Annotated in this window: 26 protein-coding genes; 15 read left to right on the top strand and 11 right to left on the bottom strand. The window is 70.5% G+C overall.

Annotated features, from left to right (window positions below; all coding sequences use genetic code 11):
• Window positions 1-13: 13 nt before the first annotated feature.
• The 4 genes from dnaG to rpsU all read right to left on the bottom strand — a co-directional run bounded on the left by dnaG (window position 14) and on the right by rpsU (window position 5,160).
• Complete coding sequence (dnaG, locus tag AN478_RS03520) at window positions 14-1,840, bottom strand: DNA primase (protein ID WP_054965248.1); 1,827 nt, start codon at window positions 1,838-1,840, stop codon at window positions 14-16.
• Window positions 1,841-1,876: 36 nt separating this feature from the next.
• Window positions 1,877-4,348: an endonuclease MutS2 gene (locus AN478_RS03515; protein ID WP_054965247.1), complete on the bottom strand. Its 2,472-nt coding sequence runs from the start codon at window positions 4,346-4,348 to the stop codon at window positions 1,877-1,879.
• A gap of 123 nt (window positions 4,349-4,471) precedes the next feature.
• On the bottom strand, window positions 4,472-4,918 hold the full coding sequence (locus AN478_RS03510; RefSeq protein ID WP_074471386.1) for a GatB/YqeY domain-containing protein: 447 nt from the start codon (window positions 4,916-4,918) through the stop codon (window positions 4,472-4,474).
• 8 nt (window positions 4,919-4,926) lie between these two features.
• Window positions 4,927-5,160 carry a 30S ribosomal protein S21 gene (gene rpsU / locus AN478_RS03505; RefSeq protein WP_054965245.1) on the bottom strand — a complete coding sequence of 78 codons (234 nt, stop codon included), beginning with the start codon at window positions 5,158-5,160 and terminating at the stop codon, window positions 4,927-4,929.
• A 170-nt stretch (window positions 5,161-5,330) separates the two neighbouring features.
• Here rpsU and tsaD point away from each other — a divergent pair, with 170 nt between their 5' ends.
• Entirely contained in the window at window positions 5,331-6,356 is a 1,026-nt protein-coding gene (tsaD, locus tag AN478_RS03500; RefSeq protein ID WP_054965244.1) for a tRNA (adenosine(37)-N6)-threonylcarbamoyltransferase complex transferase subunit TsaD, read from the top strand.
• A 175-nt stretch (window positions 6,357-6,531) separates the two neighbouring features.
• On the opposite strand, the gene plsY is transcribed toward tsaD, so the two are convergent.
• Window positions 6,532-7,134, bottom strand: coding sequence for a glycerol-3-phosphate 1-O-acyltransferase PlsY (gene plsY, locus AN478_RS03495; protein ID WP_054965516.1), 603 nt, complete (start codon window positions 7,132-7,134; stop codon window positions 6,532-6,534).
• Between the two features lie 287 nt (window positions 7,135-7,421).
• Here plsY and AN478_RS03490 point away from each other — a divergent pair, with 287 nt between their 5' ends.
• Both AN478_RS03490 and AN478_RS03485 read left to right on the top strand, forming a co-directional pair.
• Window positions 7,422-8,570, top strand: a complete 1,149-nt coding sequence (locus AN478_RS03490) for a PilT/PilU family type 4a pilus ATPase (protein ID WP_074471387.1) — start codon at window positions 7,422-7,424, stop codon at window positions 8,568-8,570.
• Window positions 8,571-8,628: 58 nt separating this feature from the next.
• Window positions 8,629-8,949: a hypothetical protein gene (locus AN478_RS03485; RefSeq protein ID WP_054965243.1), complete on the top strand. Its 321-nt coding sequence runs from the start codon at window positions 8,629-8,631 to the stop codon at window positions 8,947-8,949.
• A gap of 12 nt (window positions 8,950-8,961) precedes the next feature.
• On the opposite strand, the gene AN478_RS03480 is transcribed toward AN478_RS03485, so the two are convergent.
• Genes AN478_RS03480 through AN478_RS03475 form a run of 3 tightly spaced genes read right to left on the bottom strand, consistent with a single transcriptional unit; the run spans window position 8,962 to window position 10,362 of the window.
• On the bottom strand, window positions 8,962-9,639 hold the full coding sequence (locus AN478_RS03480) for a glutathione S-transferase N-terminal domain-containing protein (RefSeq protein ID WP_054965242.1): 678 nt from the start codon (window positions 9,637-9,639) through the stop codon (window positions 8,962-8,964).
• Between the two features lie 8 nt (window positions 9,640-9,647).
• A complete protein-coding gene (locus AN478_RS13880) occupies window positions 9,648-9,809 on the bottom strand; it encodes a hypothetical protein (RefSeq protein WP_156344084.1) in 162 nt (53 codons plus the stop codon).
• Window positions 9,810-9,831: 22 nt separating this feature from the next.
• On the bottom strand, window positions 9,832-10,362 hold the full coding sequence (locus AN478_RS03475) for a DsrE family protein (RefSeq protein ID WP_054965241.1): 531 nt from the start codon (window positions 10,360-10,362) through the stop codon (window positions 9,832-9,834).
• A 141-nt stretch (window positions 10,363-10,503) separates the two neighbouring features.
• Here AN478_RS03475 and AN478_RS03470 point away from each other — a divergent pair, with 141 nt between their 5' ends.
• The 7 genes from AN478_RS03470 to AN478_RS03440 all read left to right on the top strand — a co-directional run bounded on the left by AN478_RS03470 (window position 10,504) and on the right by AN478_RS03440 (window position 17,193).
• Window positions 10,504-11,136, top strand: a complete 633-nt coding sequence (locus tag AN478_RS03470; RefSeq protein WP_054965240.1) for a DUF72 domain-containing protein — start codon at window positions 10,504-10,506, stop codon at window positions 11,134-11,136.
• A 164-nt stretch (window positions 11,137-11,300) separates the two neighbouring features.
• On the top strand, window positions 11,301-11,624 hold the full coding sequence (trxA, locus tag AN478_RS03465) for a thioredoxin TrxA (RefSeq protein ID WP_054965239.1): 324 nt from the start codon (window positions 11,301-11,303) through the stop codon (window positions 11,622-11,624).
• A gap of 332 nt (window positions 11,625-11,956) precedes the next feature.
• Window positions 11,957-13,213 (top strand): transcription termination factor Rho, encoded by a 1,257-nt coding sequence (gene rho, locus AN478_RS03460; RefSeq protein WP_054965238.1) that lies wholly within the window; start codon window positions 11,957-11,959, stop codon window positions 13,211-13,213.
• A 75-nt stretch (window positions 13,214-13,288) separates the two neighbouring features.
• On the top strand, window positions 13,289-13,501 hold the full coding sequence (gene rpmE / locus AN478_RS03455) for a 50S ribosomal protein L31 (protein ID WP_054965237.1): 213 nt from the start codon (window positions 13,289-13,291) through the stop codon (window positions 13,499-13,501).
• Window positions 13,502-13,558: 57 nt separating this feature from the next.
• On the top strand, window positions 13,559-14,383 hold the full coding sequence (locus AN478_RS03450) for a thermonuclease family protein (protein ID WP_054965236.1): 825 nt from the start codon (window positions 13,559-13,561) through the stop codon (window positions 14,381-14,383).
• Complete coding sequence (locus tag AN478_RS03445) at window positions 14,380-14,904, top strand: hypothetical protein (protein WP_054965235.1); 525 nt, start codon at window positions 14,380-14,382, stop codon at window positions 14,902-14,904. Before AN478_RS03450 ends, AN478_RS03445 begins: the two co-directional genes overlap by 4 nt.
• Window positions 14,905-14,928: 24 nt before the next feature.
• Entirely contained in the window at window positions 14,929-17,193 is a 2,265-nt protein-coding gene (locus tag AN478_RS03440; protein ID WP_054965234.1) for an NADP-dependent malic enzyme, read from the top strand.
• A 194-nt stretch (window positions 17,194-17,387) separates the two neighbouring features.
• Here the strand turns inward: AN478_RS03440 and xth are convergent, their stop codons facing one another.
• Window positions 17,388-18,167 (bottom strand): exodeoxyribonuclease III, encoded by a 780-nt coding sequence (xth, locus tag AN478_RS03435; RefSeq protein ID WP_054965233.1) that lies wholly within the window; start codon window positions 18,165-18,167, stop codon window positions 17,388-17,390.
• A gap of 141 nt (window positions 18,168-18,308) precedes the next feature.
• Here xth and AN478_RS03430 point away from each other — a divergent pair, with 141 nt between their 5' ends.
• Both AN478_RS03430 and AN478_RS03425 read left to right on the top strand, forming a co-directional pair.
• Window positions 18,309-18,962 carry a glutathione S-transferase family protein gene (locus AN478_RS03430; RefSeq protein WP_054965232.1) on the top strand — a complete coding sequence of 218 codons (654 nt, stop codon included), beginning with the start codon at window positions 18,309-18,311 and terminating at the stop codon, window positions 18,960-18,962.
• Window positions 18,916-19,989 carry a phytoene/squalene synthase family protein gene (locus AN478_RS03425; protein WP_074471388.1) on the top strand — a complete coding sequence of 358 codons (1,074 nt, stop codon included), beginning with the start codon at window positions 18,916-18,918 and terminating at the stop codon, window positions 19,987-19,989. Before AN478_RS03430 ends, AN478_RS03425 begins: the two co-directional genes overlap by 47 nt.
• On the opposite strand, the gene AN478_RS03420 is transcribed toward AN478_RS03425, so the two are convergent.
• Together AN478_RS03420 and radC are read right to left on the bottom strand one after the other, a co-directional pair.
• Window positions 19,986-21,188 carry a site-2 protease family protein gene (locus tag AN478_RS03420; RefSeq protein ID WP_054965230.1) on the bottom strand — a complete coding sequence of 401 codons (1,203 nt, stop codon included), beginning with the start codon at window positions 21,186-21,188 and terminating at the stop codon, window positions 19,986-19,988. The two genes, AN478_RS03425 and AN478_RS03420, sit on opposite strands and share 4 nt — an antisense overlap.
• Before the next feature lie 104 nt (window positions 21,189-21,292).
• On the bottom strand, window positions 21,293-21,967 hold the full coding sequence (radC, locus tag AN478_RS03415) for a RadC family protein (protein WP_054965229.1): 675 nt from the start codon (window positions 21,965-21,967) through the stop codon (window positions 21,293-21,295).
• Between the two features lie 137 nt (window positions 21,968-22,104).
• Between radC and AN478_RS03410 the strand changes: the two genes are divergently transcribed.
• The 3 genes from AN478_RS03410 to AN478_RS03400 all read left to right on the top strand — a co-directional run bounded on the left by AN478_RS03410 (window position 22,105) and on the right by AN478_RS03400 (window position 23,898).
• On the top strand, window positions 22,105-22,731 hold the full coding sequence (locus AN478_RS03410; protein ID WP_074471389.1) for a CBS domain-containing protein: 627 nt from the start codon (window positions 22,105-22,107) through the stop codon (window positions 22,729-22,731).
• 14 nt (window positions 22,732-22,745) lie between these two features.
• Window positions 22,746-23,327, top strand: coding sequence for an HPP family protein (locus AN478_RS03405; RefSeq protein ID WP_054965227.1), 582 nt, complete (start codon window positions 22,746-22,748; stop codon window positions 23,325-23,327).
• A gap of 76 nt (window positions 23,328-23,403) precedes the next feature.
• On the top strand, window positions 23,404-23,898 hold the full coding sequence (locus AN478_RS03400) for a hypothetical protein (protein WP_054965226.1): 495 nt from the start codon (window positions 23,404-23,406) through the stop codon (window positions 23,896-23,898).
• The last annotated feature ends 8 nt before the right edge of the window (window positions 23,899-23,906 follow it).

Raw genomic sequence — 23,906 nt, 5'->3', positions numbered from 1 at the left:
GGTCGGGAGCGGCTCACGGGGTCGCCGAGCCCGGCTGGGGCGCGTTGACCCGCTCCAGGGCCTGCTTCTGGCGCTTGAGCTCGGTGAACTCCTGCCACTGCTCGGCCGCCAGCGATCCCGAGCGCGCCTCCTCCTCCAGGGCATCCAGCCGGGCCTGGATGGCGTGGGCCTGGAGCTTGTGGAGGCAGCCCTTCAGCTCCATGCGCCGGCCCTCCGCCGGCACGTCGGGCTCCTCCCCGGCCAATTGGCCGAGCGCCTCTCCGTAGGGGACCTGACGCATGTGCTCGATCAGGGCGCCCACGGAGATCCCGGGGTTGGCCCGCACCGCCTCCGCCGCCGACAGCAACAGGCGGATACCGGTGGAGCGGTGCCGGGCCAGGTTGTCCGCGACGGCCAGGATGTCCTCCGCCAGCTCCTGGGGGTCGCTCAGCAAAAGGAGCAGGGCGCGCCGCGTAACCGGTTGGCGGCGCAAGAACTCCAGGGAGCGTTGTTCCGTTTCCGCCGCCTCTGCTTGGTTAGACCCGCGATTTCGCGGTGTGCTCCGTTGCAGATACCGAACGACTTGTTTTTGGCCTAGTTTGACAATGCCATCCAGGCGCTGAACCAGCAAACCACGCGCCTTCTCGTCCTCCAGGCGGGCGTAGAAGGGCCCGGCCAGCTCCAGGAGGCGGTCGCGCCCCTCGGGGTAGTCCAGGTCCACGCGGCTTTTGAGCCCCTGAATCAGGAACTCCAGCAGAGGGACGGCGGCGTCCATGCGCGCGCGGAAGGCCTCGGCCCCCTCGCGGCGGACCAGGGTGTCCGGATCCTCCCCCTCGGGGAGGAACAGGAAGCGCACCAGCCGGCCCTTGCCGGCCTCGGGGAGGGCGGTCTCCACCGCCCGCCACGCCGCCTCCCGGCCGGCATCGTCGCCGTCGAAGCAGAACACCACCTCGGGCACGGTGCGCAGCAGGAGACGCAGCTGGTCGCCGGTGAGGGCGGTTCCCAGCGGGGCCACGGCGTGGTCCACCCCGGCCTGGGCCAGGGCGATCACGTCCATGTAGCCCTCCACCACCAGGGCGCGCTGCTCGCGGCGCAGGGCCTGCCGCCCTTCATGGAGCCCGTAGAGCTCCCGGCCCTTTTGGAACAGCGGGCCCTCGGGGGAGTTCAGGTATTTGGGCTCGTCGTCGCCCAGGACGCGGCCGCCGAAGGCGATCACCCGCCCCCGCCGGTCGCGGATGGGGAACATGAGCCGCCCGCGGAAGCGGTCGTAGACGGAGCCGTTGCGGTTGACCACCAGGCCCAGGGCCTCCAGGGCCTCGCGGCTCTGGCCGTCCCGGCCCAGGGCGCCGGCCAGGTTGCGCCAGCCCGGCGGGGCGTAGCCGAGCCGGAAGCGGGCGGCGATCTCGCCGCTGATCCCACGGTTGCGCAGGTAGTCCTGCACGTCCCCGGCCTGGTCGTTGTGCCGGATCTGGTATTCGTAGTAGCGGGCGGCCTTCTCGTTCAGGTCCGCCAGGAAGGCCGGATCCGGCCCCCCGGCGGGCCGGGTCTGGCGCTCGCCCCCGGCCTCCTCCGGCACCTCCAGCCCGTAGCGGCCGGCCAGCTCGCGCACCGCCTCGGGAAAGCGCAGGTGCTCGTACTCCATGAGGAAGCCGAGCGCGTTGCCCCCCGCACCGCAGCCGAAGCAGTGGAAGATCTGGCGATCGGGGTTTACATTGAACGAAGCGGTGCGCTCCTCGTGGAACGGGCACCGGGCCTTGTAGTTGGCCCCCTGCTTCTTCAAGGGGACGTACTCGTCGATGACCTCCACGATGTCCGCGCGGGCCAGGAGCTCATCGATGAAGGATTGGGGGATCCGCCCCATGGGCCGGCCTCTTTTCGCCGTCAGCCGGAACGGGCGCTAACCGCCCTTCTTGAATTCCACCTCGGTGACCCCGGCGCCGCCTTCCTCCGGGCGGGCGTGGCCAAAGCGGGCCACCCGGGGGTCATCGGTGAGGGCCTGCTGGACCGCCTCGGCGAGCACGCCCGTCCCCTTGCCGTGCAGGACCGTCACCTGGCCCAGCCCGGCCCCATAGGCGTTGTCCAGAAAATGCTGCAGGGTGGCCAGCGCCTCGTCCCGACGCTGCCCACGCAGGTCCAGCCGGGTGCTCTCGGGGAGGGCGGGGCCCCGCCCGCTCGTGCCGCCACCGGCGGGCTCCGGCGCCGGTTCCTCGGGGCGGGGCGCGGCGGCCTCGGTGCGCTGGAAGTTGGCCAGGTCCCCGCGCACCCGCTTGCCGCCCAGGTCCATCTCCACCTCACCGCGGTCGTGGTCCACAGCCACCACCTCTCCCGCCTTCCGGAAGGGAGCCAGACGCCCCCGGTCGCCCACGGCCACCTTCGGACCTTCTTCGACAATGGCCGGTTCCGCCTGTTCCGTCGGGGCCTGGCGACGGAACTGCTGGTCCAGGCGGGCCAGGGCCTCGTCGGCGGCGGCGGTGTTCCCGGACTCCTTGAGGTGGCGGATGATCTCCCGCACCTCCCGCCGGGCGCCCTCCAGGGTCTGTTGCCACTCCGCCTCCACCTTGCCGAAGGCCTCCTCCCGCTCGGCGGCGAGGCGTTCGCGCAGGGCCCGGGCCTCGCGCTCGGCGGCCTCCGCCCGCTGACGCGCGGCCGTCGCCTCGTCCCGTTCCCGATTGGCCTCGGCGAGCAGCCGGTCGCGCTCGGCGAGCAGCCGCTCCACCTCCTGGGTCTCCTCGCCCAGGGCCTCCCGGGCGGCCTCCAGGAGGTCGTCCGGCAGCCCCAGACGCTCGGCGATCTCCAGGGCCTGGGAACGGCCGGCCTGGGCCCACTCCACCTGGTAGGTAGGAGCGAGCCGCTCCACATCGAAGGAGAGGGCGGCGTTGATCACGCCCGGGCTGCGGACGGCGTAGTGCTTGAGGCGATCGAGGTGCGTGGAGACCAGGGCCACGGCCCCGGCCTGACGGAGCCGCTCCAGCACGGCCACGCCCAGGGCACTGCCCTCGCCCGGGTTGGTCCCCGAGCCCAGCTCGTCGATGAGCACCAACCGGTGCTCGTCCAGGCCCTCCAGGACCCCCTTGAGGCGCACGAGCTGCGCCGAGAAGGTGGACAGGTCGGCGGCCAGGCTCTGCTGGTCGCCGATCACCGCCCACAGGTCGCTGAAGCGTCCCACGCGGCCCCGCCCCGCCACCGGCAGGCCGCAGTAGGCCATCCAGTGGGCAAGGCCCACGGTCTTGAGCAGCACCGTCTTGCCACCGGTGTTGGGGCCGGAGACCACCAGGCAGTGGTCGTCGCCGCCCAGCGCAAGGTCGGTGGGCACCACGCCCTCCTGCCCGTGCTCCAGCACCAGCAGCGGGTGGGCGACGGCCTCCAGGGCGAATTCCGGGCCATCGGCGAGTTCGGGGATGGTACCGCCCAGATCGGCGCGCAGGCGCTCCCCGGCCTGCAGCAGGTCCAGCAGGCCGAGAAAGCCCACCGCCCCTTCCATCTCCTCGCGGGCCCGGGCCACGGCCCGGGTGGCCAGGACCCGCACCTGGTACTCGGCGCGTAGGGCCTCGCTCTCGGCCTTCTCCAGGGCATTGTTCAGGGAAACCGCGTCCAGCGGCTCCATGAACACGGTCTCGCCGCTGCCCGACGCGGCGTGCACCACGCCCTTCACCCGGCCCTGGCTCTCGGCCTTTACCGGGAGCACGTAGCGGCCCTGGCGCAGCGTTACGCGGGTGTCCTGCAGCAGCGACCGCAGGGCGCTGCTCTGGGCCCGCTGTTCGAGGTGGCCACGTACCCGGTCGCGGGCCTGGCGGACGCCGGAGCGGGCGGCGGCCAGCTCGGCGCTCGCTTGGTCCCGGATCCCCCCGGCCGGATCCATGATCCGGTCGAGGTGGCGCACCAGCTCCTCGGGGCGGGCGAAGCCGCCGAGGAATTCGGCCAGCCGCGGGTTCTCCGCCTCCGCGGCGCAGGCCTCCACCTCGGCGGCGGCGCTGAGGAACCCGTGCAGGGCACCGAGCTCGTCGGTCTCCAGCACGGCGCCTTCGATGCTGGCCCGTTGCAGGGCGGGGCGTATCTCCGCCAGGGCGAGACGGGGCAGGGGCCGCCCTGCCGCCGTTTCCTCCGCCACTGCGCCGGCCAGGGCCAAGCGGCCAGCCACCGCCGCCGCGTCCGCCAGCGGGTCCAGGGTTTCGGCCCGCTCGGCCCCGTAGACGTGGGCGGTGCGCTCCCGCAGGGCCTGGCGGACGCGGCCCGCTTCCAGGGGGTCGTCCGGAGGCGTGGCGCCGGCGGCGTAGCGGCCGAGCGCCGTGGCCAGGCCCGGATCACCGGCCCGGCGGGGGATCTCGCGGTCCGAAATCGGTTGGCTCACCGCCGCTTCGTTACGCTCCACGGGTTCCTTCCGGCCCCAACGAAGACATGGGCCCGCGGCAGGAAATGGCCGGGGGCCCCAAATACAGCACGCCCCCGGGTTGGCCCTCGGGGGTGCGATCCGTGCGCTTGCCTGTTTGACCGCTCAGGAGCCCAAACGCTCCTTGACGCGCTGGCTGACCTCACCGAGGTCGGCCCGCCCCTGGAGCTTGCCCTTGAGCAGGCCCATCACCTTGCCCGTCTCCTGGGGCCCGCTGGCGCCGGATTCGGCCACGGCCTCGTCGATGGCCGCGTCGATCTCCTCCGGGCTCAGGGCCGGCGGGAGGTACTCGGCGAGCAGCTCGGCCTCCGCGTCCTCGGCGGCAGCCTGCTCCTCGCGCCCGGCATCGCGGTACTGGGCCGCGGAATCCCGGCGCTGCTTGATCAGCTTGTTGATCAGCGCGAGCTGCTCGGGCTCCGGAAGCTCGCCGCCCTGCTTGATCTCGGCATCCTTGATGGCCGAGCTCAGCATGCGCAAAGTCCCCAGACGGGCCTTGTCCTTGGCCCGCATGGCGGCCTTGGTGTCTTCAGTGATCCGGTCTTTGAGGGACACCGCGCGACCTAGCGGTTGCGCCAGCCGCTGGAACCGCGCTCCATCCGGCGCTGCTGACGGCGCAGGCGCTTGAGCAGGCGCTTGCGGGCGGCGGCTTCCTTGCGCTTGCGGGCCTCGGTGGGCTTCTCGTAGCGCTCGCGGCGACGGGCCTCGGAGATCACACCCGCCTTCTCGCAGGACTTGCGGAAACGCTTGAGCGCGGCCTCGAACGGCTCGTTATCGCGTACCTTCACGGCTGTCATAGACACCCCTCCTCGTGGCTAGCCGACTTCACCGGAAAACTATTCATTCTACGCAAGGCGACCAAGCCCTTGCAACTACCCCCAACCGGGAGCGCCAAGGGCCCCGGATTCCCGCCGGGGCGCGAAGCGCCTAGAATAGGCCGCCCGGCAACCAACCTGCGCGAGGCCCCGTGCGCGTTCTAGGCATCGAAACCTCCTGCGACGAGACCGGCGTTGCCCTCTGGGACAGCGAGGCCGGGCTGCTCGCCCACCGCCTCCACTCCCAGACCGAGGTCCACGCCGCCTACGGCGGCGTGGTCCCCGAGCTGGCCTCCCGGGACCACATCCGGCGTACCATCCCGCTGGTGGAGCAGACGCTGGCGGACGCCGGCGTGGACCTGGACGGGGTGGACGGCGTCACCGCCACCGCCGGCCCGGGCCTGCTCGGTGCCCTGCTGGTGGGGTTGTCGGCGGGCAAGGCCATCGCCTTCGCCCGGGACCTGCCCTTCCTCGGCATCCATCACCTGGAGGCCCATCTGCTGGCGCCCGCCCTGGAAGACAACCCCCCGCCGTTCCCGTTCCTGGCCTTGCTGGTCTCCGGCGGCCACACGCTGCTGGCGGAGGTGGCGGGGGTGGGCCGCTACCGGCTGCTGGGGCAGAGCCTGGACGACGCCGCCGGCGAGGCCTTCGACAAGACCGCCAAGCTCCTGGAGCTGGGCTTCCCCGGCGGCCCGGCGGTGGCCCGGGCGGCGGAGGGCGGCGACCCAGAGGCCTTCGCCCTGCCCCGGCCCATGGTGGACAAGCCCAACCTCGACTTCAGCTTTTCCGGCCTGAAGACGGCGGTGCTCAACGCCGCCAAGACCCGGGGCGAGGACGCCGATGCGGCCTTCCGGCGCGATCTGTGCGCCAGCTTCCAGGAGGCGGTGGTGGACGTGCTGTGGCGCAAGTCGGCGCGGGCGCTCCGGCAGACCGGCCTGGAGCGCCTGGTGGTGGCCGGCGGGGTGGGCGCCAACGCCCACCTGCGCGCGCGCTTCGCGACGGAGGCCGAGGCGCGGAGCGTCGGCCTGCACTTCCCCCGCCCGGAATTCTGCACCGACAACGGCGCCATGGTGGCCCACGCCGGGGGCCTGCGCCTGCTCGCCGGCGAGCGCGACGGCTGGGACCGCACCGCCGTGGCCCGCTGGCCCCTCGACGAGCTCACCCCGCCTTCGATCTGATAACGGCAAACAAAGGGTTAACCGCCAAGGACGCCAAGCGCGCCAAGAAAGCGGCAACGACCAAAAAGACAGGCGATACGGGCCGCACCCCCGGCCAACGACCGGAAGGGCTTGCGCCTTATCGCTGTACTTGGCGGTCTTGGCGTCCTTGGCGGTTCGACGCCTTTAGCCTCTTTCAGGCCGTCTTAGACTTGTCGCCGATCCGGGATTCCTCGCCCCGGAGCAGGCGCGCGATGTTGTCCTTGTGCCGGTAGACGAGTAGCACGGCGAGCACCACCCCCAGGCCGAGCAGCGGGGTGCTGCCGGGGTACCAGAAGGCGCTCCACAGGGGCACGCTCACCGCCGCGGCCAGGGCGGAAAGGGAGGAGTAGCGGGTGAGGGCGGCCACCGCCAGCCAGGTGGCCACCAGGGAGCCGGCCACCGGCGGCGCCAGCGCGATGTAGACCCCGAGCCCGGTGGCCACCCCCTTGCCGCCGTTGCGCAGACCGGAATAGAGGGGAAACAGGTGCCCCAGGAAGGGCGCCGCGGCCACCGCCATCAACGGCCAGCCGGAAAGCCAGAGCATGGCCACGGCCACCGGCAGGGTGCCCTTGAGGACATCGGCGATGAGGGTCAGGGCCGCCGGCAGCTTGCCGCCCAACCGCAGGACGTTGGTGGCCCCGGGGTTCTTGGACCCGGCGTAGCGGGGGTCGGGCAGCCCGAGGGCCCGGGAGACCACCACCGCGGAGGTCAGGGAGCCGATGGCGTAGGCGGCGGCGACGGCCGCCACCGCGATCAGCCAGGTCGAATCCGGATACACAAGCGCACCCTCCGTGGCAGGGAGTTGAAAAGATCGGGGCCGGTGTCCGGCCGCGCCAAGGATACCGCACCCCGAGGGCCACGGGGATGGGTTTTGGCGCGACCCACCGGACTCCATTCGACCGGCCCAACCTTGCCGCTCTCGGATCCGGGGCGAGTAACGGCACACCTGCACAGCCCCGCCCCGCTGTGGTAGTCCTTTAGGGACCGCGCCGGGAGCCGGGGGCTCCGCGGCCATCCAATCGGGGCATGCAGGGGCGATTCCTTATGGATCTGAAGGCGTTACTCAAGTTCATGGTGGACAAGGAGGGCTCGGACCTCTACCTCAGCACCGGGACCCCGCCGTCCATGAAGGTGGACGGCAAGCTGGCGCGGATCGGCAAGACCGCGGTCCGCCCGGCGGACACGGAGAATATCGCCCACACCATCCTCAGCGAGCGGCAGCAGGCCGAGTTCGAGCGCGACCTGGAGCTGAACCTGGCCCTGTCCTACGAGGGGCTGGGGCGCTTCCGCGTCAACATCTTCCGCCAGCGGGGCACCGTCGGCCTGGTGATCCGGCGCATCTACGACCAGATCCCCTCCTTCGAGGAGCTCAACCTGCCGGACCAGGTGCGGGAGATCATCGAGGCCCAGCGCGGCATGGTGCTGGTGGTGGGGGCCACGGGGTCCGGCAAGTCCACCTCGCTGGCGGCCATGATCGACCACCGCAACCGCACCCACGCCGACCACATCATCACGGTGGAAGACCCCATCGAGTACGTGCACAGCCACAAGAAGTCGCTGGTGAACCAGCGCGAGCTGAGCATGGACACCCACTCCTGGGAGTCGGCGCTGGAGAACACCCTGCGTCAGGCCCCGGACGTGATCCTGATCGGCGAGATCCGCAACGCCGAGGTGATGGAGCACGTGATCGCCTTCGCCGACACCGGCCACCTGGCCATCTCCACCCTGCACGCCAACAACGCCAACCAGGCCATGGAGCGGATCGTCAACTTCTTCAACGAGGACCGCCACAACCAGACCCTCATGGACCTGTCCCTCAACCTGAAGGCGGTCGTCTCCCAGCGCCTGGTCCCGCGCGCCGACGGCCGCGGCCGGGTGGCGGCGGTGGAGATCCTGCTGAACACGGGGACCGTGGCCGACCTCATCGCCCAGGGCAAATTCGGCGAGATCAAACAGGTGATGGAGAGCTCCCGGGACCTGGGCATGCAGACCTTTGACCAGGCCCTGCTGGATCTGTACAACCGCGGCGAGATCACCGCCGAGGAGGCCCAGAGCCACGCCGATTCCGTCAACGACGTGCGCCTGGCGGTCAAGATGGCCAAGATCGAGAATGGCGAATCGGTGGCGGAGGAGTCGGAATACCAGATCGACGACGGCTCGGCGGGAGGGGATCGAGGCGGCCGGCGGTTGTAGAGCGCCCCTCGCGGCCCCATCTTGGAACGTACGAGCCCTTCAGCATAAGGAGTGGAACATGGCCCGGGAAATCCAATGGCACAACGATGATTCCCTGAACCTGCTGTCGGAGGCCCTGGACAGCGGCGACGAGGTGGTGGTCTGGTTCGAGGGCGAGCCGGTGGAGGACCTGGTGGCCATGGCGCGGCACCTGGACCCCCTGAACGAGAAGCCGGAGCTCAAGCGCCCCGGCCTCTACCCCGTGCAGGCGGTGCTGGGCGCCGGCCGGCACGACAACCTCAGGCCGCTGGCCCAGCTCCACGACAAGGCCGACGGCAATGGCTACCTGGTGGACCTGGATCCCGACGCCGGGAGCATGCGGTTCTACAAGGAGGTGTAGGCGGGGGCCTCCTCAGAAGAGGGCGTCCTCCCCGCTCGCCAGCTTCACGCCGCAGGCCTCCTCCACCCGCTCGAAGTAATAGAGCAGGTCCAGGGGCGGCGACACGCCGTCCACCCAGCGCAGGAACCCCCATTCGCTGACGATCAGGAGGTCCGCCGCCGACAGCCGGCCGCTGAAGAAGCGGCTCTTGGCCAGCAGGTTGGCGAAGCGCTTCAGCTCGGCCTCCGCCTCGAATTGGCGGTAGTCCGCATAGCGGGCGTTGACCAGCTCCTCCAGCTGGGCGCCGTGCCGGCTCTCCACCTGGCGGCGGAAGTACGCGGCGGCCTCCTCGTCGTCGCCCAGCCCGGCGTAGCCCAGCTGGACCGGCCCGCGCAGCCGGTCCACCAGGGGCTCGAAACCCTCCATCCAGCGTTTCAGGGAGGCGTAGTCGTCCGGATCGATGGCCCCCTCAAACAGGGGCGGCTCCGGGGCGTCCCGGTCCAGCCGGCCCAGGATGGCCTCCGACTCCAGCAAGACCTCCCCCGCGTCGGTCACGAAGATGGGCACCTGCTTCTTGCCCGCAAGCTCGATGGGGGTCTCCAGGTCCGTATAGGCCAGCGCCACCTGCTCGGCCGGGATCTCCTTGAGGCCCAGCGCCAGGCGGACCCGCTGGGCGGGAGGGCAGAAGGGGTAATGGTAGAGAGTCGCCATGGCCGCGGTCAGTCCGAGGTGTTCAGGGATTGCACCATGCCCACCATGATCAGGAGGAGCCCCACGGGCACCAGCGCGTAGACGGCGGACTGGAACTCGGTCAGGAAACCGCCGATGCCGCCCGCCACCACGGAAACGGCGCCGGCGCCCAGTATGATCTTGCCCAGCATGGTTCTTCCTCCTTGCCCGGCCTTACCAGGCCACGTAGGTGTAGCCCTCGTTTTTCTGCAGCTCGACCATGTCCACCACCCCGCTGGCTACGTAGGTGGCCTCGTCGATGAGGGCCTCCTTGCCGAGACCGAGGGCCTTCAGGGTCTCGCCGCAAGCGTGGAATTTCACGTCGTAGGCGGCCAAGCTCTGGATCCGCTCGCGCACCTCCGGATCCACCGGGGAACGCGGCTCCTCGAGCAGGAGATGGATCCCCGGTCCGAAGCACTCCACCACGATGGCGGCGTTGTTGTCGTAGTTCTGCAGGACCACGGAGGCGCTGTGCATGATATGCCCCTGGTACTCGGGGTCGTTGCGGTTGAGCTGATACAGCACCTTGGCGTCGGGATTCTCCCCCGGGAAGGCCAGCTCGTCCTGGGCCTGCGCCGTCCGCGCTCCGCCCAGGGCCAACAGACCGCCGCCCACGGTCCCCGCCAGACCGCGCAGCACCCCCCGGCGGCCCGTGTCCGTACCGCCGGAGGAGGCGGCGTTCCGCGGCTTGAACCATGCTTTCATCGGCTAGCTCCTCTCCATAGAGAACCGTCGGTGGTGGAGTGGATGCGTCTTCTCCGTGGACCATCCCGGGACTGATAAAATCCCGGGCCACTATAGCAAAACCGCCTAACCCCGTTCGATTGCAACCAAGAGGCGTCCCCGATGGACCGGAGAGCCGGCGGCATCCACATCGGCACCCGCGGCTGGGTCTTCCCCGACGACGCCAGCGGGTTCTACCCGGAGGACCTCCCGGAGGATTGGGCGCTGGAGTACTACACCACCCAGTTCCACGCCCTGGAGCTCCCGCCGGTGCAGGCCCTCCCGGACCCGGAGACGGTCGCCGCGTGGGAGGAGGGCACCCTGGAGGACGCCGCCCTCAGCCTGCCCCTGGGGGGCGACTGGGCCCGGCGTCTGGCGGCGGGGGGCGACCTGCTGCCCCTTGCCCGGGCCCTGGAGCCCCTGGGGGAAAAGCTGGCGGCCCTGGTCTGGCCCCAGAAACCCCCCACCCAGGCGCCCGCCTTCTGGCCCAACGCCCTCCACGTGGACGCCCCCCGGGAGGTGATCACCGACCCCCATCCGGCGACCGACGGCGACCCTCCGGGCTCCGTGTATCGCCGCCTGGAGGGACCCGGGCGCTACGCCCCGGAGACCCTGGGCCGCCTGGCGGACCACCTGGCGGCCCGGGGGCGCCAGGGGCGTCCGAACTTCGTCTTTTTCACCGCGGTCGAAGGGGGCAAAGCGATCCTCGACGCCATGACCCTCCAGGAGCTGGTGGACGCCAAACGGCGTGTCTGACGGCCCTCTCCCGCCAAGGCAGGGTTGACCGCCGCCCCCGACCCCCTTACATTGACCAAGCACCGCGGCCCGCTGGGGGCCGCCGGCAGGCTGCGCCCCCTTTACCGAAACCGCGACCGGGCGGTTAAATATCCCGTACGTCCGGTCCAGCGCAGGAGGAAGGGATGAGCTCGACTCTGGATGTCACCGATAGCACCTTCGAAGAGGAAGTGCTGAACGCGGACAAACCGGTGCTGGTGGACTACTGGGCCGAATGGTGCGGTCCGTGCAAGATGACCGCCCCGATCCTCGACGAGGTGTCGGACGAGTACGCCGACAAGCTCAAGGTGGCCAAGCTGAACATCGACGAGAACCCCAACACGCCCCCCAAGTACGGCGTGCGCGGCATCCCCACCTTGATGCTGTTCAAGGACGGCAACGTCGAGGCCACCAAGGTGGGCGCCCTGTCCAAGGCCCAGCTGCAGGCCTTCGTCGAGGAAAACCTGTAACATCGTCCCAGGGCTGCCCCTGCCGCGGAGTGGGAGCCCTTCCCCCGACCCGGACCACCGGCGGGGCCGGAGGCCAGCGCGAGGCCGCCAGAGGGCGGTCCGCCGGGCCCCTGCCCCCAACCGCAAGCTTGCCGTTCGCCCGGCCCGTCAGGATCTTCCGACAACCCCCTGGCCGCCGTGGCGTAGGCCATCACATACCCTAAGAGGCGGCTCCCCCCAGGCGCCGCCGTTCCGCCGCCTATGACGGCCATTCCCTAGCCGAGACCACCCCGAGCACACCGACCCGAACTCCCTCGCTATCCAGGAAACGCAGTCAGGACCGAATCGCACCCATGAACCTCAACGAACTCAAGGCACAAACTGCCTACGACCTCAATGAGCTGGCCCAGGAGATGGGAATTGAAGGCGTGGGCCGCCTGCGCAAGCAGGACCTGATCTTCAACATCCTCAAGGCCCGGGCCAAGCAGGGTGAGAGCATCTACGGCGAGGGGGTGCTGGAGATCCTCTCCGACGGCTTCGGCTTTCTGCGCGCCGCGGATGCCTCCTACCAGGCCGGCCCCGACGACATCTACGTGTCGCCGAGCCAGATCCGGCGCTTCAACCTGCGGGTGGGCGATACGGTGGCCGGCCAGATCCGGCCGCCCAAGGATAGCGAGCGCTACTTCGCCCTGCTCAAGGTCGAGCAGATCAACTACGAGTCGCCGGAGAGCACCAAGCACAAGGTCCTGCTCGACAACCTGACGCCGCTGTTCCCCGAGGAGCGGCTGCGCATGGAGGTGGAAAACGGCGACCCGAAGGACCTCACCGGCCGGGTCATCGACCTGGTATCGCCGGTGGGCAAGGGGCAGCGCGGCCTGCTGGTGTCCCCGCCCAAGGCCGGCAAGACCATGATGCTGCAGTCCATCGCCCACTCCATCACCGCCAACAACCCCGAGTGCTACCTCATCGTGCTGCTCATCGACGAGCGGCCCGAGGAGGTGACGGAGATGCAGCGCTCGGTACGCGGCGAGGTGATCTCCTCCACCTTCGACGAGCCCGCCCAGCGCCACACCCAGGTGGCGGAAATCGTCATCGAGAAGGCCAAGCGGCTGGTGGAGCACAAGAACGACGTGGTGATCCTGCTCGACTCCATCACCCGCCTGGCGCGCGCCTACAACACCACGGTGCCGAGCTCCGGCAAGGTGCTCACCGGCGGCGTGGACGCCAACGCCCTGCACAAGCCCAAGCGCTTCTTCGGCGCCGCCCGCAACATCGAGGAGGGCGGCAGCCTGACCATCATGGCCACGGCGCTGGTGGATACGGGCTCGCGCATGGACGAGGTGATCTTCGAGGAGTTCAAGGGCACCGGCAACCTGGAGCTGCACCTGGACCGCAAGATGGCGGAGAAGCGCCTCTACCCCGCCATCAACATCAACAAGTCCGGCACCCGCCGCGAGGAGCTCCTCATGACCCAGGAGGAGCTGCAGAAGACCCAGATCCTGCGCCGGCTGCTGCACCCCATGGATTCCAACGAGGCCATGGAATTCCTGCAGGAGAAGCTCAAGGCCACCAAGGACAACGAGGACTTCTTCGCCAGCATGAACCGCTAGCTTGCGGGGCGCGGCAATTCCTTATATCCTATAAAGCTTTTCCAACGGCGATTACAGCGCTTCGAGGGCCCTGCGATGAAGGAAGGGATCCATCCCGAATACCAACCCGCCACGGTGAGCTGCGCCTGCGGCCACAGCTTCGAGACCCGGACCACGGTGGGCGACATCCACGTGGACGTGTGCTCGGCCTGCCACCCCTTCTTCACCGGGCAGCAGAAGATCGTGGACACCGCCGGCCGGGTGGAGAAGTTCCGCCGCAAGTACGGCCAGCAGGCCGGCGACCAGTAGCCGGCCGCGCCCGGCGGGATGGGCATGTGGAAAAGGGCGCCGGCGGGCGCCCTTTTTTTGCTTGTCCTGCTCCCGGCGCCAGGGGCCCCGGGCAGCGAGGTCTATCGCTGGGAGGATGAGGACGGGACCGTCCACTACGGCGACCGTCCGCCCCCGCAGGCGGAGCGGATCGCCGGAACGAAGCCGGATCCGGCCGAGGCCGGGGAGCTTCGGGAGGTAGAGCGGGTGCTGGACGGAGACACCCTCGAACTCGCCAACGGCACCCGGGTTCGCCTCATCGGCCTCAACGCCCCGGAGGTGGCCCACGGGGGCGATCCGGCGCAGCGCGGGGGACCGGAGGCCCGGCGCTTCCTGCGCGACCTCCTGGCGGGCCGCAGGGTGCGGCTGGAGCGGGGGGCGGAGGAGACGGACCGTTACGATCGGACCCTCGCCCACGTCTTCACCGCCGACGGCACCAGCGTCAACGCCCTGCTTCTGCGCCGCGGGCACGCCCACGTGGCCGTCCACCCGCCCAACCTCTCCCGGGTGGCGGATTACTTCGCCGCCGAGCGGCAGGCCCGCCGGGACCGGCGCGGCATCTGGGCCCTGTCCCGCTACGAGGTCCAGGGGGCCGATAGCGGCCGGGACCTGCGCAACTCCTTTCGCCGCATCCGCGGACGTGTGAAAACGGTAGATACGGCTCGCAAATACGTCTACCTGCGCTTCGCGGAGGACTTCGTCGCCATCCTGCGCAAGGACCGGGCCGAGGCCTTCGCCGACGCCGGCAAGGCCCTCGAGGCGCTGCAGGCACGAACCGTGGTGGTGCGCGGCTGGATCCGGCTGCACGAGGGCACGCCCGCCGTCCGCATCCACCACCCCGCACAGATCGAGGCGGTGCGATGACCGAGCACGGCGAGCTCAGCCACCGCGTGGTGCTGACCACCCCCGACCTGCCCGCGGCCGGGCAGGCCGTCACGGCCCTCACCGAGGCCGGCATCGAGGGGCGCCACATCCGGGTTTTCCACCAGCAGCTGCCCGGCGGCGTGGACGCGGAACAGGCCCCGGAGCACTTCGGCCAGCTCACCTCCCCGTGGCTCTGGGCGCGCAAAGGCGCCCTATACGCCCTGCCCCTGGGCCTGCTGCTGTGGGCCACCGGCTTCCACTGGCTGTGGCTGCCGGGGGTGGTGGCCATCGGCGCCGTATGGGGCTGGTTCGCCCGCTTCTACCTGGACCTGTTCCAGGGCGACCAGACCGAAAAGCTGGAGGAGCTGGGGATCCCCAAGGAGGACGCCCCCTTCTGGCAGACCCATGTCACCGACGGCGGGACGCTCCTGGTCATCACCCTCCCCGCCGCCCAGGTGCCGGTGGCGGTGGATGCCCTGGAGCACGCCGGCTTCGCCGACCGCCGCATCTACCTGCCCTGATCCGACGGAGCGACGCGACCCACCATGTCCAGCCAGGAATCCTTCCGCGCCGACGCCCTGCGCTACCACGCCCAGCCCCGCCCCGGGAAGATCGAGGTGGAGCCCACCAAGCCCTGCGCCACCCAGCGGGACCTCTCGCTGGCCTATACCCCGGGAGTGGCCGAGCCGGTGCGGGCCATCCACGCCGACCCGCCCACCGCCTACGACTACACCAGCCGCGCCAACCTGGTGGGGGTGATCACCAACGGCACCGCCGTCCTCGGCCTGGGCGACGTGGGGCCGCTGGCCGCCAAGCCGGTGATGGAGGGCAAGGGCGTGCTGTTCAAGCGCTTCGCCCACATCGACGTCTTCGACCTGGAGGTGGACGCCGAGGACCCGGACACCTTCATCGACACCGTGGCCCGCCTGGAGCCCACCTTCGGCGGCATCAACCTGGAGGACATCGGCGCGCCGCACTGCTTCCGCATCGAGGAGGCGCTCAAGGCGCGCATGGACATTCCCGTCTTCCACGACGACCAGCACGGCACCGCCATCATCATCGCCGCCGGGCTGATCAACGCCCTGGAGCTGCAGGGCAAGGACATCGGCAGCGCGCGCATCGTCTGCATCGGCGCCGGCTCCGCGGGTATCGCCACCCTGCGCCTGCTGGTGGCCCTGGGTGCGCGGCGCGAGAACCTGCGGCTCACCGACCGCCTGGGCGTGGTCCATGCGGGGCGCAAGGACGAGGTGGACCCGTACAAGGCCGAGTTCGCCGCGGAAACGGACGCACGCAGCCTGGAGGACGCCCTGGAGGGCGCGGACGTGGTCATCGGCGTCTCGGTGGGCGGCATGCTCCAGGACCACCACATCGCCTCCCTGGCCCCCCATCCCATCGTCTTCGCCCTGGCCAACCCGGACCCGGAGATCCTCCCCGAGGACGCCCATGCGGTGCGTGACGATCTGATCATAGCCACCGGCCGGTCCGACTACCCCAACCAGGTGAACAACGTCCTGGGCTTCCCCTTCATCTTCCGCGGCGCCCTGGACGTGCGAGCCCGCGAGATCAACACGGAGATGCAGCTCGCCGCCGCCCGCGCCCTGGCCGCCCTGGCCCGCGAGCCGGTGCCCGACGAGGTGGCCCAGGCCTACGACGTGGACCGGCTGGCCTTCGGCCCCGACTACTTCATCCCCAAGCCGCTGGATCCGCGGCTGATCCAGTGGGTGCCGCCGGCGGTGGCCCAGGCCGCGGCGGAGACCGGGGCGGCCACCGTGGCCGCCCCGGAGGCCCGGGAGTACGCCGCGCAACTGGAGGGCCTGCTGGACCGCTCCATGCTGCTCATGCGCAAGGTCATGCGCCGCGCCCACCGCGCCCCGAAGCGGGTGGTCTACCCGGAGGGCGAGAACCGCACCATCCTGCGGGCGGCGGAGGCCGTCCGCGACGAGGGGCTGGCGGAGCCGCTGCTGGTGGGCCGGGAGCGCGTCATCCGCGAGCGCCTGGCCGAGGAGGGCGTGTCCCCGGACGGCCTGAAGATCGTGGACCCGGCGCAATTCCCCGCCATCGAAGACTACATCGCCGACCTGCACACCCTGCGCGGCCGCAAGGGCCTGAGCCTGCGCGACGCCCGTCGGGCCATGCGCATCGATCCGTTCCGCTTCGCGGCCATGATGGTGCGCCGCGGCGACGCCGACGCCCTGGTGGGCGGCGTGGAGAATCACTACGCCACCCTCCTGCGGCCCTCCCTGCAGATCATCCCCCACCGCCGCGTGTTCGGCATGCACATGCTGTTCGTCGGCGAGCGCATCTACTTCCTCGGCGACACCACCGTCAACATCGACCCCTCCGCCGAAGACCTGACGCGCCTGGCGGTGGAGGCGAACGGCCTGGTGCGCCACCTGGGCATGGAGCCGCGTATCGCCATGCTGTCCTTCTCCAACTTCGGCGCCTCCCGCTCGCCGCGGGCCCAAAAGGTTCGCGACGCGGTGGCGCTGCTGCACGAGGCGCACCCGGAGATGGAGGTGGAGGGCGAAATGCAAGCGGACGCCGCCGTGGAGCCGCACCTGCTGCAGGAGCTGTTCCCCTTCGCCGGCCTGTCGGCGGGGGCCAACGTGCTGCTGTTCCCCGACCTCGACGCCGGCAACGCCGCCTACAAGCTGCTCATGCATCTGGGCCGCGCCCAGGCGGTGGGGCCCATCCTGGTGGGCATGGAGAAACCGGTGCAGATCGTGGAGTGGGGCGCCTCGGCCACCGACGTGGTGAACATGAGCGCCTTCGCGGTGCAGGAGGTGCAGCAGGCGGAGAAAAACGGCTAACGGCACCTAACCGCCAAGGACGCCAAGCGCGCCAAGAACGGCCAAAGACAGCAAGAAACGGCTAAAAGCTACGGAAAAGGTCCAGGTAGCCAGGCAATGGGTGGATTACCACCCCATTACCAATTGCCAACCCTGGATGTAGGTGCTACCGAGCCTTCTTTGCCTTTTCCGTTTTTCCTTGGCGGTTAAATTTTTTAGAGGTCGATCTCGGCCACCACCGGCGCGTGGTCCGAGGGCCGCTCCCAGCGGCGCGGTTCCACGATGATGTCGCAAACGGAACAGGCCTCGGCGGCGGGGCGGCTGGCCCAGACGTGGTCGATGCGCAGACCCATGTCGCGGCGGAACTGGTTCATGCGGTAGTCCCACCAGGAGAACCGGCCGGCGTCCTCGTGGTGGAGGCGGAAGCAGTCGGTGAAGCCCCAGGCCCGGATGGCCTCCAGGGCCTCCTTCTCCGGCTCGGAGAACAGGACCCGGCCGCGCCAGGCCTCGGGGTCGTGAACGTCGCGGTCCTCGGGGGCGACGTTGAAGTCCCCCACCAGCACCACCGGCTCCTCGGCCCCGTAGGTGGCGTCCAGCCACTCCCGCAGCCGCTGCATCCAGTCGAGCTTGTAGGCGTACTTCTCCGAGCCCACCTCGGAGCCGTTGGGCAGGTAGATGTTGACCACCACCACGGGGCCGAAGCGCGCGGCGATCAGGCGGGAATGGGCGTCCTCGCCCTCGTCCGGAAAGCCCCGCGCCACGTCGGCGGCCTCGTGGAAGCCCTCCCGGGCCAGGAAGGCCACCCCGTTGTAGGTCTTCTGGCCGTACACCGTGGACCGGTAGCCCGCCTCGGCGAAGAACGCCGCCGGGAACTGGTCGTCCGTCACCTTGATCTCCTGCAGCCCCAGGACATCGGGACGGTGCTCCTCCAGGAAGGCCCGCACATGCTCCTTGCGGGTGCGGATGGAGTTCACGTTCCAGGTGGCGATCTTCAAGCCGGGCCTCCTTCGCATGGGTGGGCTCAAGGTGGGCCCTATTGTAGCCGCCCGCCCCCCCGTTGCCGACCGTTCCCCGGGGTGGGCAAGGCCCCGGTTTGTCCCTAAACTAGCCCCGTCCTGGAGAGAGGTAGGGAGCCCATGAAGCTCGAGCTGATCAGCTTTCCACTGTGCCCGTTCGTCCAGCGCTCCATCATCACCCTGCTGGAGAAGGGCGCGGCGTTCGAAACCACCTATATCGACCTGGCCGACAAGCCGGACTGGTTCCTGGCCATCAGCCCCGAGGGCAAGGTGCCGGTGCTCCGCGTGGACGACTCGGAGGTGATCTTCGAGTCGGCGGTCATCAGCGAGTTCGTCAACGAGGTGACCGAGGGCGACCTGCACCCGGAAGACCCCGTGCGGCGGGCCCACAACCGCGCCTGGATCGCCTTCGGCGAGCAGCTGATCTTCGATCAGTTCCAGATGATGATCGCGGAGGACGCCAAGGGGTTCGAGGACCGGTGGCACCAGGCGGAGCACCGCCTCGCCCGCCTCGAGGAGGCCATCACCGGACCCCTGTTCAACGGCGAGGGCTTCTCCCTGGTGGACGCGGCCTACGCGCCCCTGCTGCAGCGCTTCGCCATCCTGGAGCGGATCGTGGACCTGTCCGACTACGGGGACTTCCCCCGGGTCCGGGCCTGGTGGCAGGCCCTGGCGGAGCGCCCGAGCATCCCGGGGTCCGTCCCCGAGGACTTCGAAGCCCAATTGCGTGCCTATTTCCGGGAGAAGGCGAGCCATTTCGGACAACAGTGCTGAATACGCGAGGCTGGAAGAGGCCCCGGACCCCAAGGAGCTGCTGGACGTCCTGGCGCGCTCCTTCGCGCTGACCCTGCGCCTTTTGCCGCCCGCCATGGGCGACCACTTCGCCCGCGCCTACCTCTTCGCCCGGGCGGCGGACACCGTGGCCGACACCGACGCGGTGGACCCCGCCGCGCGCCTGCGGGTGCTGGAAACCCTGGAGGACACGGCCACCCGGCTGGCCCGCGGCGAGCCGGTCACCCTGGAGCCCGCCCCCCTGGGCCCGGGCGGCGGTCCGCAGGAGCGCACCCTGCTGGAGCGCCTTCCCGACGTGGCCCGCTGGGTGAGCGAGATGGAGGTGCCGGCCCGCAAGCGGGCGGGGGAGGTGGCGGTGACCCTGATCGGCGCCATGCGCGAGGACCTGGGGCGCTTCGCCGAGGCGGGCGAGCGGGTGGTGGCCCTGCCCGACGAGCCCGCCCTGGAGGACTACCTCTACGGCAACGCCGGGTGCGTGGGCGGCTACTGGGCCAAGGAGCTGGCCGCCACCTCCCACCGCATCACCGGGCTGGACCTGCAGAATATGGAGCAGGCCGGCGTCCGCCTGGGCAAGGCCCTGCAGCGGGTGAACGTGCTGCGCGACCTGGCCAAGGACATTCGCCAGGGCCGCTGCTACCTGCCGGAGAGCAGCCTGTCCGCCCATGGCCTGGAGCCACGCGACCTGTTCTTCCCGGACGCCCACGGCCCCCTCCGCCCGCTCCTGGACGCCCAGATCGCCGCGGCCCACGCCGATCTGGAAGCGGGCCTGGAATTCTTCCACCACCTGCCCCACCGCTGGCTCCGGCGCCGGGCAGCGGCCGCCCTGCCGGCCGTCCTGGCGAAGCGCACCCTGGACCGCATCGAGGCCCAGCCCGAGCGCCTCCTGGACGCCCAGGACACCATCAAGGTCCCCCGCGGCGAGGTCTACCGCATCCTGCTGCGGCTGCTGCTCCTGCCGCCCTCGGACCGCGGTCTGGCCCGCATGGTGCGGGGCCGGAGGCGGCGCTAGCCGCCCCGCTCCAGGTCCGCCAGCTCGGGGTCGCCGTGCAGGGCCACCCAATGGAGCAGGTCCCGCCGCCGCAGCAGGCCGAGCACCCGCCCGTCCTCCACCACCGGTAGCTGGTTGACTCCCGCCCGGGTCAGGACGGCCAGGGCCTCCTCCGCCTCCTGCCCGGGGGCCACCCGCGCCACACGCTCCTCCGGCACCATGACCTCGGCCACCCGCACGCGCTCCCACGCCTCGCGGTCGCGGGTCCGCACCTCCGGCCACCCCACCAGCCCCACCATCCGCCCGTTGTCCACCACCGGGAAGACCCGCTGGCCGGCCCCCTCGAAGGGGCCGTCGGCGAGCGCCCCCAGGGTCATGTCGGGGGGAACCGCCACCGGGTCCGCCTCCATGAGCCGGCGCACGGGGACATCGTGCAGGGCCTCCCGCACCAGGAGCTGGCGGTAGCTGGCCAGGGCGGCGTTGTGCAGGAACCAGCCGATGAAGGCCAGCCACAGGCCGTTGACCGGGCCCGCGCCGAGGACGGGCAGGCGCGCCCCCAGGATCAGGGCCGCGCCCGTGAGGATCAGCAGCCAGGCGAAGCCCTGGCCGGCCCGGGAGGCCCAGCGCGTGGCGCGCCGCAGGTTGCCGGTGATCCCCCACATCACCGCCCGCAGCACGCGCCCGCCATCGAGCGGGAAGCCCGGCACCAGGTTGAAGACGCCGAGGATGAGGTTCACCGGGCCCAGCCAGAACAGCAGGGTGGCCACCGGGCTCATCCGGGCCAGGCTCTCCCGCGGCCGCTCCGGATCCAGCCCTTCCGGGCCCAGGGCGAGCCCGCCGAGCAGGAGGAAGCCCACCCCCAGAGCCAGGCTGGTCACCGGCCCCGCCAGGGCCATGAGCAGCTCGCCGCGCCAGTGGCGGGGCTCGTTCTCCATGTGCGCCAGGCCGCCGAAGATGAACAGGGTGATGCGGCGCACGGTTATGCCGTAGACCCGTCCCACCAGCGCGTGGGACAGCTCGTGCAGGAACACCGAGGCGAAGAACAGCACGGCGGCCACCAGGGCCGTGGCCCACGACGTGGCAAGGGCCCACTGGGGATGCAGGGCGGGGAAGGTGCCGGCGCCCAGGCTGACCAGGATCAGCAGGAAGATCACCAGCAGGCTCCAGTCCATGCGAACCTCGATGCCCGCTACGCTGCCCAGGCGGATGCCCCCGTTCATGGCTACCTCCCTACGCGATGGATGTCCCGGAACGGACCCGTCTTCTGCGGCCTATCCCCTTGGCTCGGGGAGGTTCCCGCCCAGGGATAGCAGACGGGGCACTCCTAGAGGAGACCACGCTGGGCGAAGGACGCCGCCTCGCCGTCGCCGATGACGAAGTGGTCCAGCAGCCGCACCTCCACCAGCTCCAGGGCCTGGCGCAGCCGCGCCGTGATCCGCTCGTCCTCGGCGCTGGGCTCGGCCACCCCCGAGGGGTGGTTGTGGGCCACGATCACCGCGGCGGCGTTGTGGTGGAGGGCCCGCTTCACCAGCTCCCTGGGATGCACCGCCGCGCCGTCGATGGTGCCCTGGAACAACTCCTCGAAGGCCACCACCCGGTGCCGGGTATCCAGGAACAGCGCCGCGAACACCTCCCGGGCCCGCTCCCGCAGCCGGGCGGTCAGGTAGTCTCGCGCCGCCCGGGCCGATTCGATGGGCTCGTCCCGGAACAGCCCCTCGGCCAGGTAGCGGCGCGTCATCTCCGTAACCGCCTGGAGCTGAACGTACTTGGCGGCCCCCAGGCCCGGGGCGGCACAGAAGGCGGCCTCGTCCGCCGCTAGCAGCGGCCGCAGCCCGCCGAAGCGCTCCAGCAGGTCGCGGGCCAGGTCCACCGCCGAGCGGCCGCGGGTGCCCGTGCGCAGGAAGATGGCCAGCAGCTCGGCGTCGGTGAGCGCCTCCGGCCCGCGCTCCGTCAGTTTCTCCCGGGGCCGGGCCTCCGCCGGCCAGTCGGTGATCGCCATAGGCTCCCCTTTCTCGCCTCCCCTTCATCATCAGGACACTAGCACGTTCCGCCCGCACGGGGGACAGGCCGGTCTCCCCTCACCCTCTCAATGATGTATAATTTTTGCTTCATTCTAATATCAGGATATTTTTCCCCATGCCGGGTTCAGGAGAAGGCAGCGGCCGGGTCCCCCCCGTGGAGGTGGAGCTCACGGAGGAGGACATCCAGACGGCCATGACGGCCATCCGCGCCTATATAGACATCACCCCGGAGGACTTCCGGGAGATCTACCACCTCGCCTTCCGCCACGCCCTGCAGCGCCTCAGCGGGGCGCTGCGGGCACGGGACCTCCTCGTCCGGGCCGTGGTCACAGTGACCCCGGACACGCCGCTCACGGAAGTGGCGGGGCTGATGATCCGCCACCGCATCTCCGGACTGCCGGTGGTGGACGAGCGCGGACGGGTGGCGGGCATCGTCTCGGAGCACGATTTCGTCACCCACGCCCGCGAGGAGGGCGACCACACCGTCATCGAGATCCTGCCGGCCACAGCCGGGGCGGAGGAGCACGCCTACGCCCATGTGGCGACGGACATAATGACCCGGGAGGTGGCCACCCTCCGGGAGGACACCCCCCTGCCCGAGATCGCCGCCCGGTTCGCGGAGTGGCAGGTGAACCGCCTCCCCGTGCTCGACGATGAGGACCGGCTGGCCGGCATCGTGTCCCGCTGGGACCTGGTGGAATCCGTCTTCACCGCCTTCTCCGCCGGCAGTCAGACCCCCTAGGGAACCATACCGACATGCAAGGCATCCTTTGGCGGAAGGGGCGTCCCTTCCGGCGACTGCTCGTATACTTCCTCAAGATGCGCGGCGCCACCCACGCCCCCCCGCGCGTGCCCCTGGCCGAGATCGGCTGGTCGTGGCTGGGCTCCTTCCTCGGCATGGCCCTCATCGCCGAGCTGCACATGCAGATGGTGTCCCGCAGCGACCTGATGCTGCTCATCGGCTCCTTCGGCGCATCGGCGGTGCTGGTCTTCGGCGCCATCCGCAGCCCGCTGGGCCAGCCGCGCAACCTGGTGGGCGGCCACGTGGTATCGGCGCTGGTGGGTGTGGCCTGCTACCAGCTGCTCGGCGACCTACCTTCCGTGGCCATTCCGGCGGCCGTAGCCACCGCCATCGCCGCCATGCACGCCACCCGCACCCTGCACCCGCCCGGGGGCGCCACCGCCCTGATCGCGGTGATCGGCAGCGAGCAGGTCCACGAGCTGGGCTACCTGTTCGCGCTGGTGCCCGCCGGCACGGGGGCGATGCTCATGCTGGCGGTGGGGCTGCTGGTGAACAACCTGCCCAAAAACCGCCGCTACCCGCAGTTCTGGATCTGACTGCTCCTCTTGCGCCCGGCGCTGGGCCGCGGCAGGATCGAGCGGGTTCCCAGCGACGCAGGAGCGCGGACCCGACGTGGACACCCTGAGCCACACCCTGTGGGGCGGCGGGCTGTTCGGCTTCCGCGGCCGGATAAAGACCGCCCTGTTCTTCGGCGCCTTCCCCGACCTGGTCTCCTTCGGGCCCTGGTTCACCGGACGGCTACTCACCGGCCAATTCGGCGGCCACGACGGCCCGCCGCCGCTGGAGCTCCTCCCGGGGTGGGTGTTCGCCAACTACGCCTGGGGCCACAGCCTGTTGGTGGCGGGGCTGTGCGCGGCCCTGGCCTGGCGCTACAACCGTCCGCTGGGGTTCGCCATGCTGGCCTGGCCTCTGCACATCCTGGTGGACATCCCCACCCACACGGCGGCCTACTTCCCCACCCCGTTCCTGTGGCCGTTGTCCGGCTACACGGTGGACGGGGTCTCCTGGGCCCAGCCCTGGGTGTGGTATCCCAATCTGGCCGCCCTCCTGTTGGTGTTCCTGGGGCGCTGGTACAACCGCCGACCGACCTCCCCGGAGAGCCCCTAGACCGCGGC

Origin of the sequence: Thiohalorhabdus denitrificans (genome assembly GCF_001399755.1) — a bacterium.
GTDB lineage: Bacteria > Pseudomonadota > Gammaproteobacteria > Thiohalorhabdales > Thiohalorhabdaceae > Thiohalorhabdus > Thiohalorhabdus denitrificans.
The sequence above is the reverse complement of the archived record's forward strand: the minus strand, read 5'-3'. Positions and strand labels throughout refer to the sequence as shown.

What these genes read in the sequence shown, in the direction of transcription:
- dnaG (WP_054965248.1), bottom strand. Translation starts at nt 1,840, where the DNA reads ATGGGGCGGATCCCCCAATCCTTCATCGATGAGCTCCTGGCCCGCGCG.
- rpsU (WP_054965245.1), bottom strand. Translation starts at nt 5,160, where the DNA reads ATGACAGCCGTGAAGGTACGCGATAACGAGCCGTTCGAGGCCGCGCTC.
- AN478_RS03490 (WP_074471387.1), top strand. Translation starts at nt 7,422, where the DNA reads ATGGATCTGAAGGCGTTACTCAAGTTCATGGTGGACAAGGAGGGCTCG.
- AN478_RS03485 (WP_054965243.1), top strand. Translation starts at nt 8,629, where the DNA reads ATGGCCCGGGAAATCCAATGGCACAACGATGATTCCCTGAACCTGCTG.
- AN478_RS03480 (WP_054965242.1), bottom strand. Translation starts at nt 9,639, where the DNA reads ATGGCGACTCTCTACCATTACCCCTTCTGCCCTCCCGCCCAGCGGGTC.
- AN478_RS13880 (WP_156344084.1), bottom strand. Translation starts at nt 9,809, where the DNA reads ATGCTGGGCAAGATCATACTGGGCGCCGGCGCCGTTTCCGTGGTGGCG.
- AN478_RS03475 (WP_054965241.1), bottom strand. Translation starts at nt 10,362, where the DNA reads ATGAAAGCATGGTTCAAGCCGCGGAACGCCGCCTCCTCCGGCGGTACG.
- AN478_RS03470 (WP_054965240.1), top strand. Translation starts at nt 10,504, where the DNA reads ATGGACCGGAGAGCCGGCGGCATCCACATCGGCACCCGCGGCTGGGTC.
- trxA (WP_054965239.1), top strand. Translation starts at nt 11,301, where the DNA reads ATGAGCTCGACTCTGGATGTCACCGATAGCACCTTCGAAGAGGAAGTG.
- rho (WP_054965238.1), top strand. Translation starts at nt 11,957, where the DNA reads ATGAACCTCAACGAACTCAAGGCACAAACTGCCTACGACCTCAATGAG.
- rpmE (WP_054965237.1), top strand. Translation starts at nt 13,289, where the DNA reads ATGAAGGAAGGGATCCATCCCGAATACCAACCCGCCACGGTGAGCTGC.
- AN478_RS03445 (WP_054965235.1), top strand. Translation starts at nt 14,380, where the DNA reads ATGACCGAGCACGGCGAGCTCAGCCACCGCGTGGTGCTGACCACCCCC.
- AN478_RS03440 (WP_054965234.1), top strand. Translation starts at nt 14,929, where the DNA reads ATGTCCAGCCAGGAATCCTTCCGCGCCGACGCCCTGCGCTACCACGCC.
- AN478_RS03430 (WP_054965232.1), top strand. Translation starts at nt 18,309, where the DNA reads ATGAAGCTCGAGCTGATCAGCTTTCCACTGTGCCCGTTCGTCCAGCGC.
- AN478_RS03420 (WP_054965230.1), bottom strand. Translation starts at nt 21,188, where the DNA reads ATGAACGGGGGCATCCGCCTGGGCAGCGTAGCGGGCATCGAGGTTCGC.
- radC (WP_054965229.1), bottom strand. Translation starts at nt 21,967, where the DNA reads ATGGCGATCACCGACTGGCCGGCGGAGGCCCGGCCCCGGGAGAAACTG.
- AN478_RS03410 (WP_074471389.1), top strand. Translation starts at nt 22,105, where the DNA reads ATGCCGGGTTCAGGAGAAGGCAGCGGCCGGGTCCCCCCCGTGGAGGTG.
- AN478_RS03405 (WP_054965227.1), top strand. Translation starts at nt 22,746, where the DNA reads ATGCAAGGCATCCTTTGGCGGAAGGGGCGTCCCTTCCGGCGACTGCTC.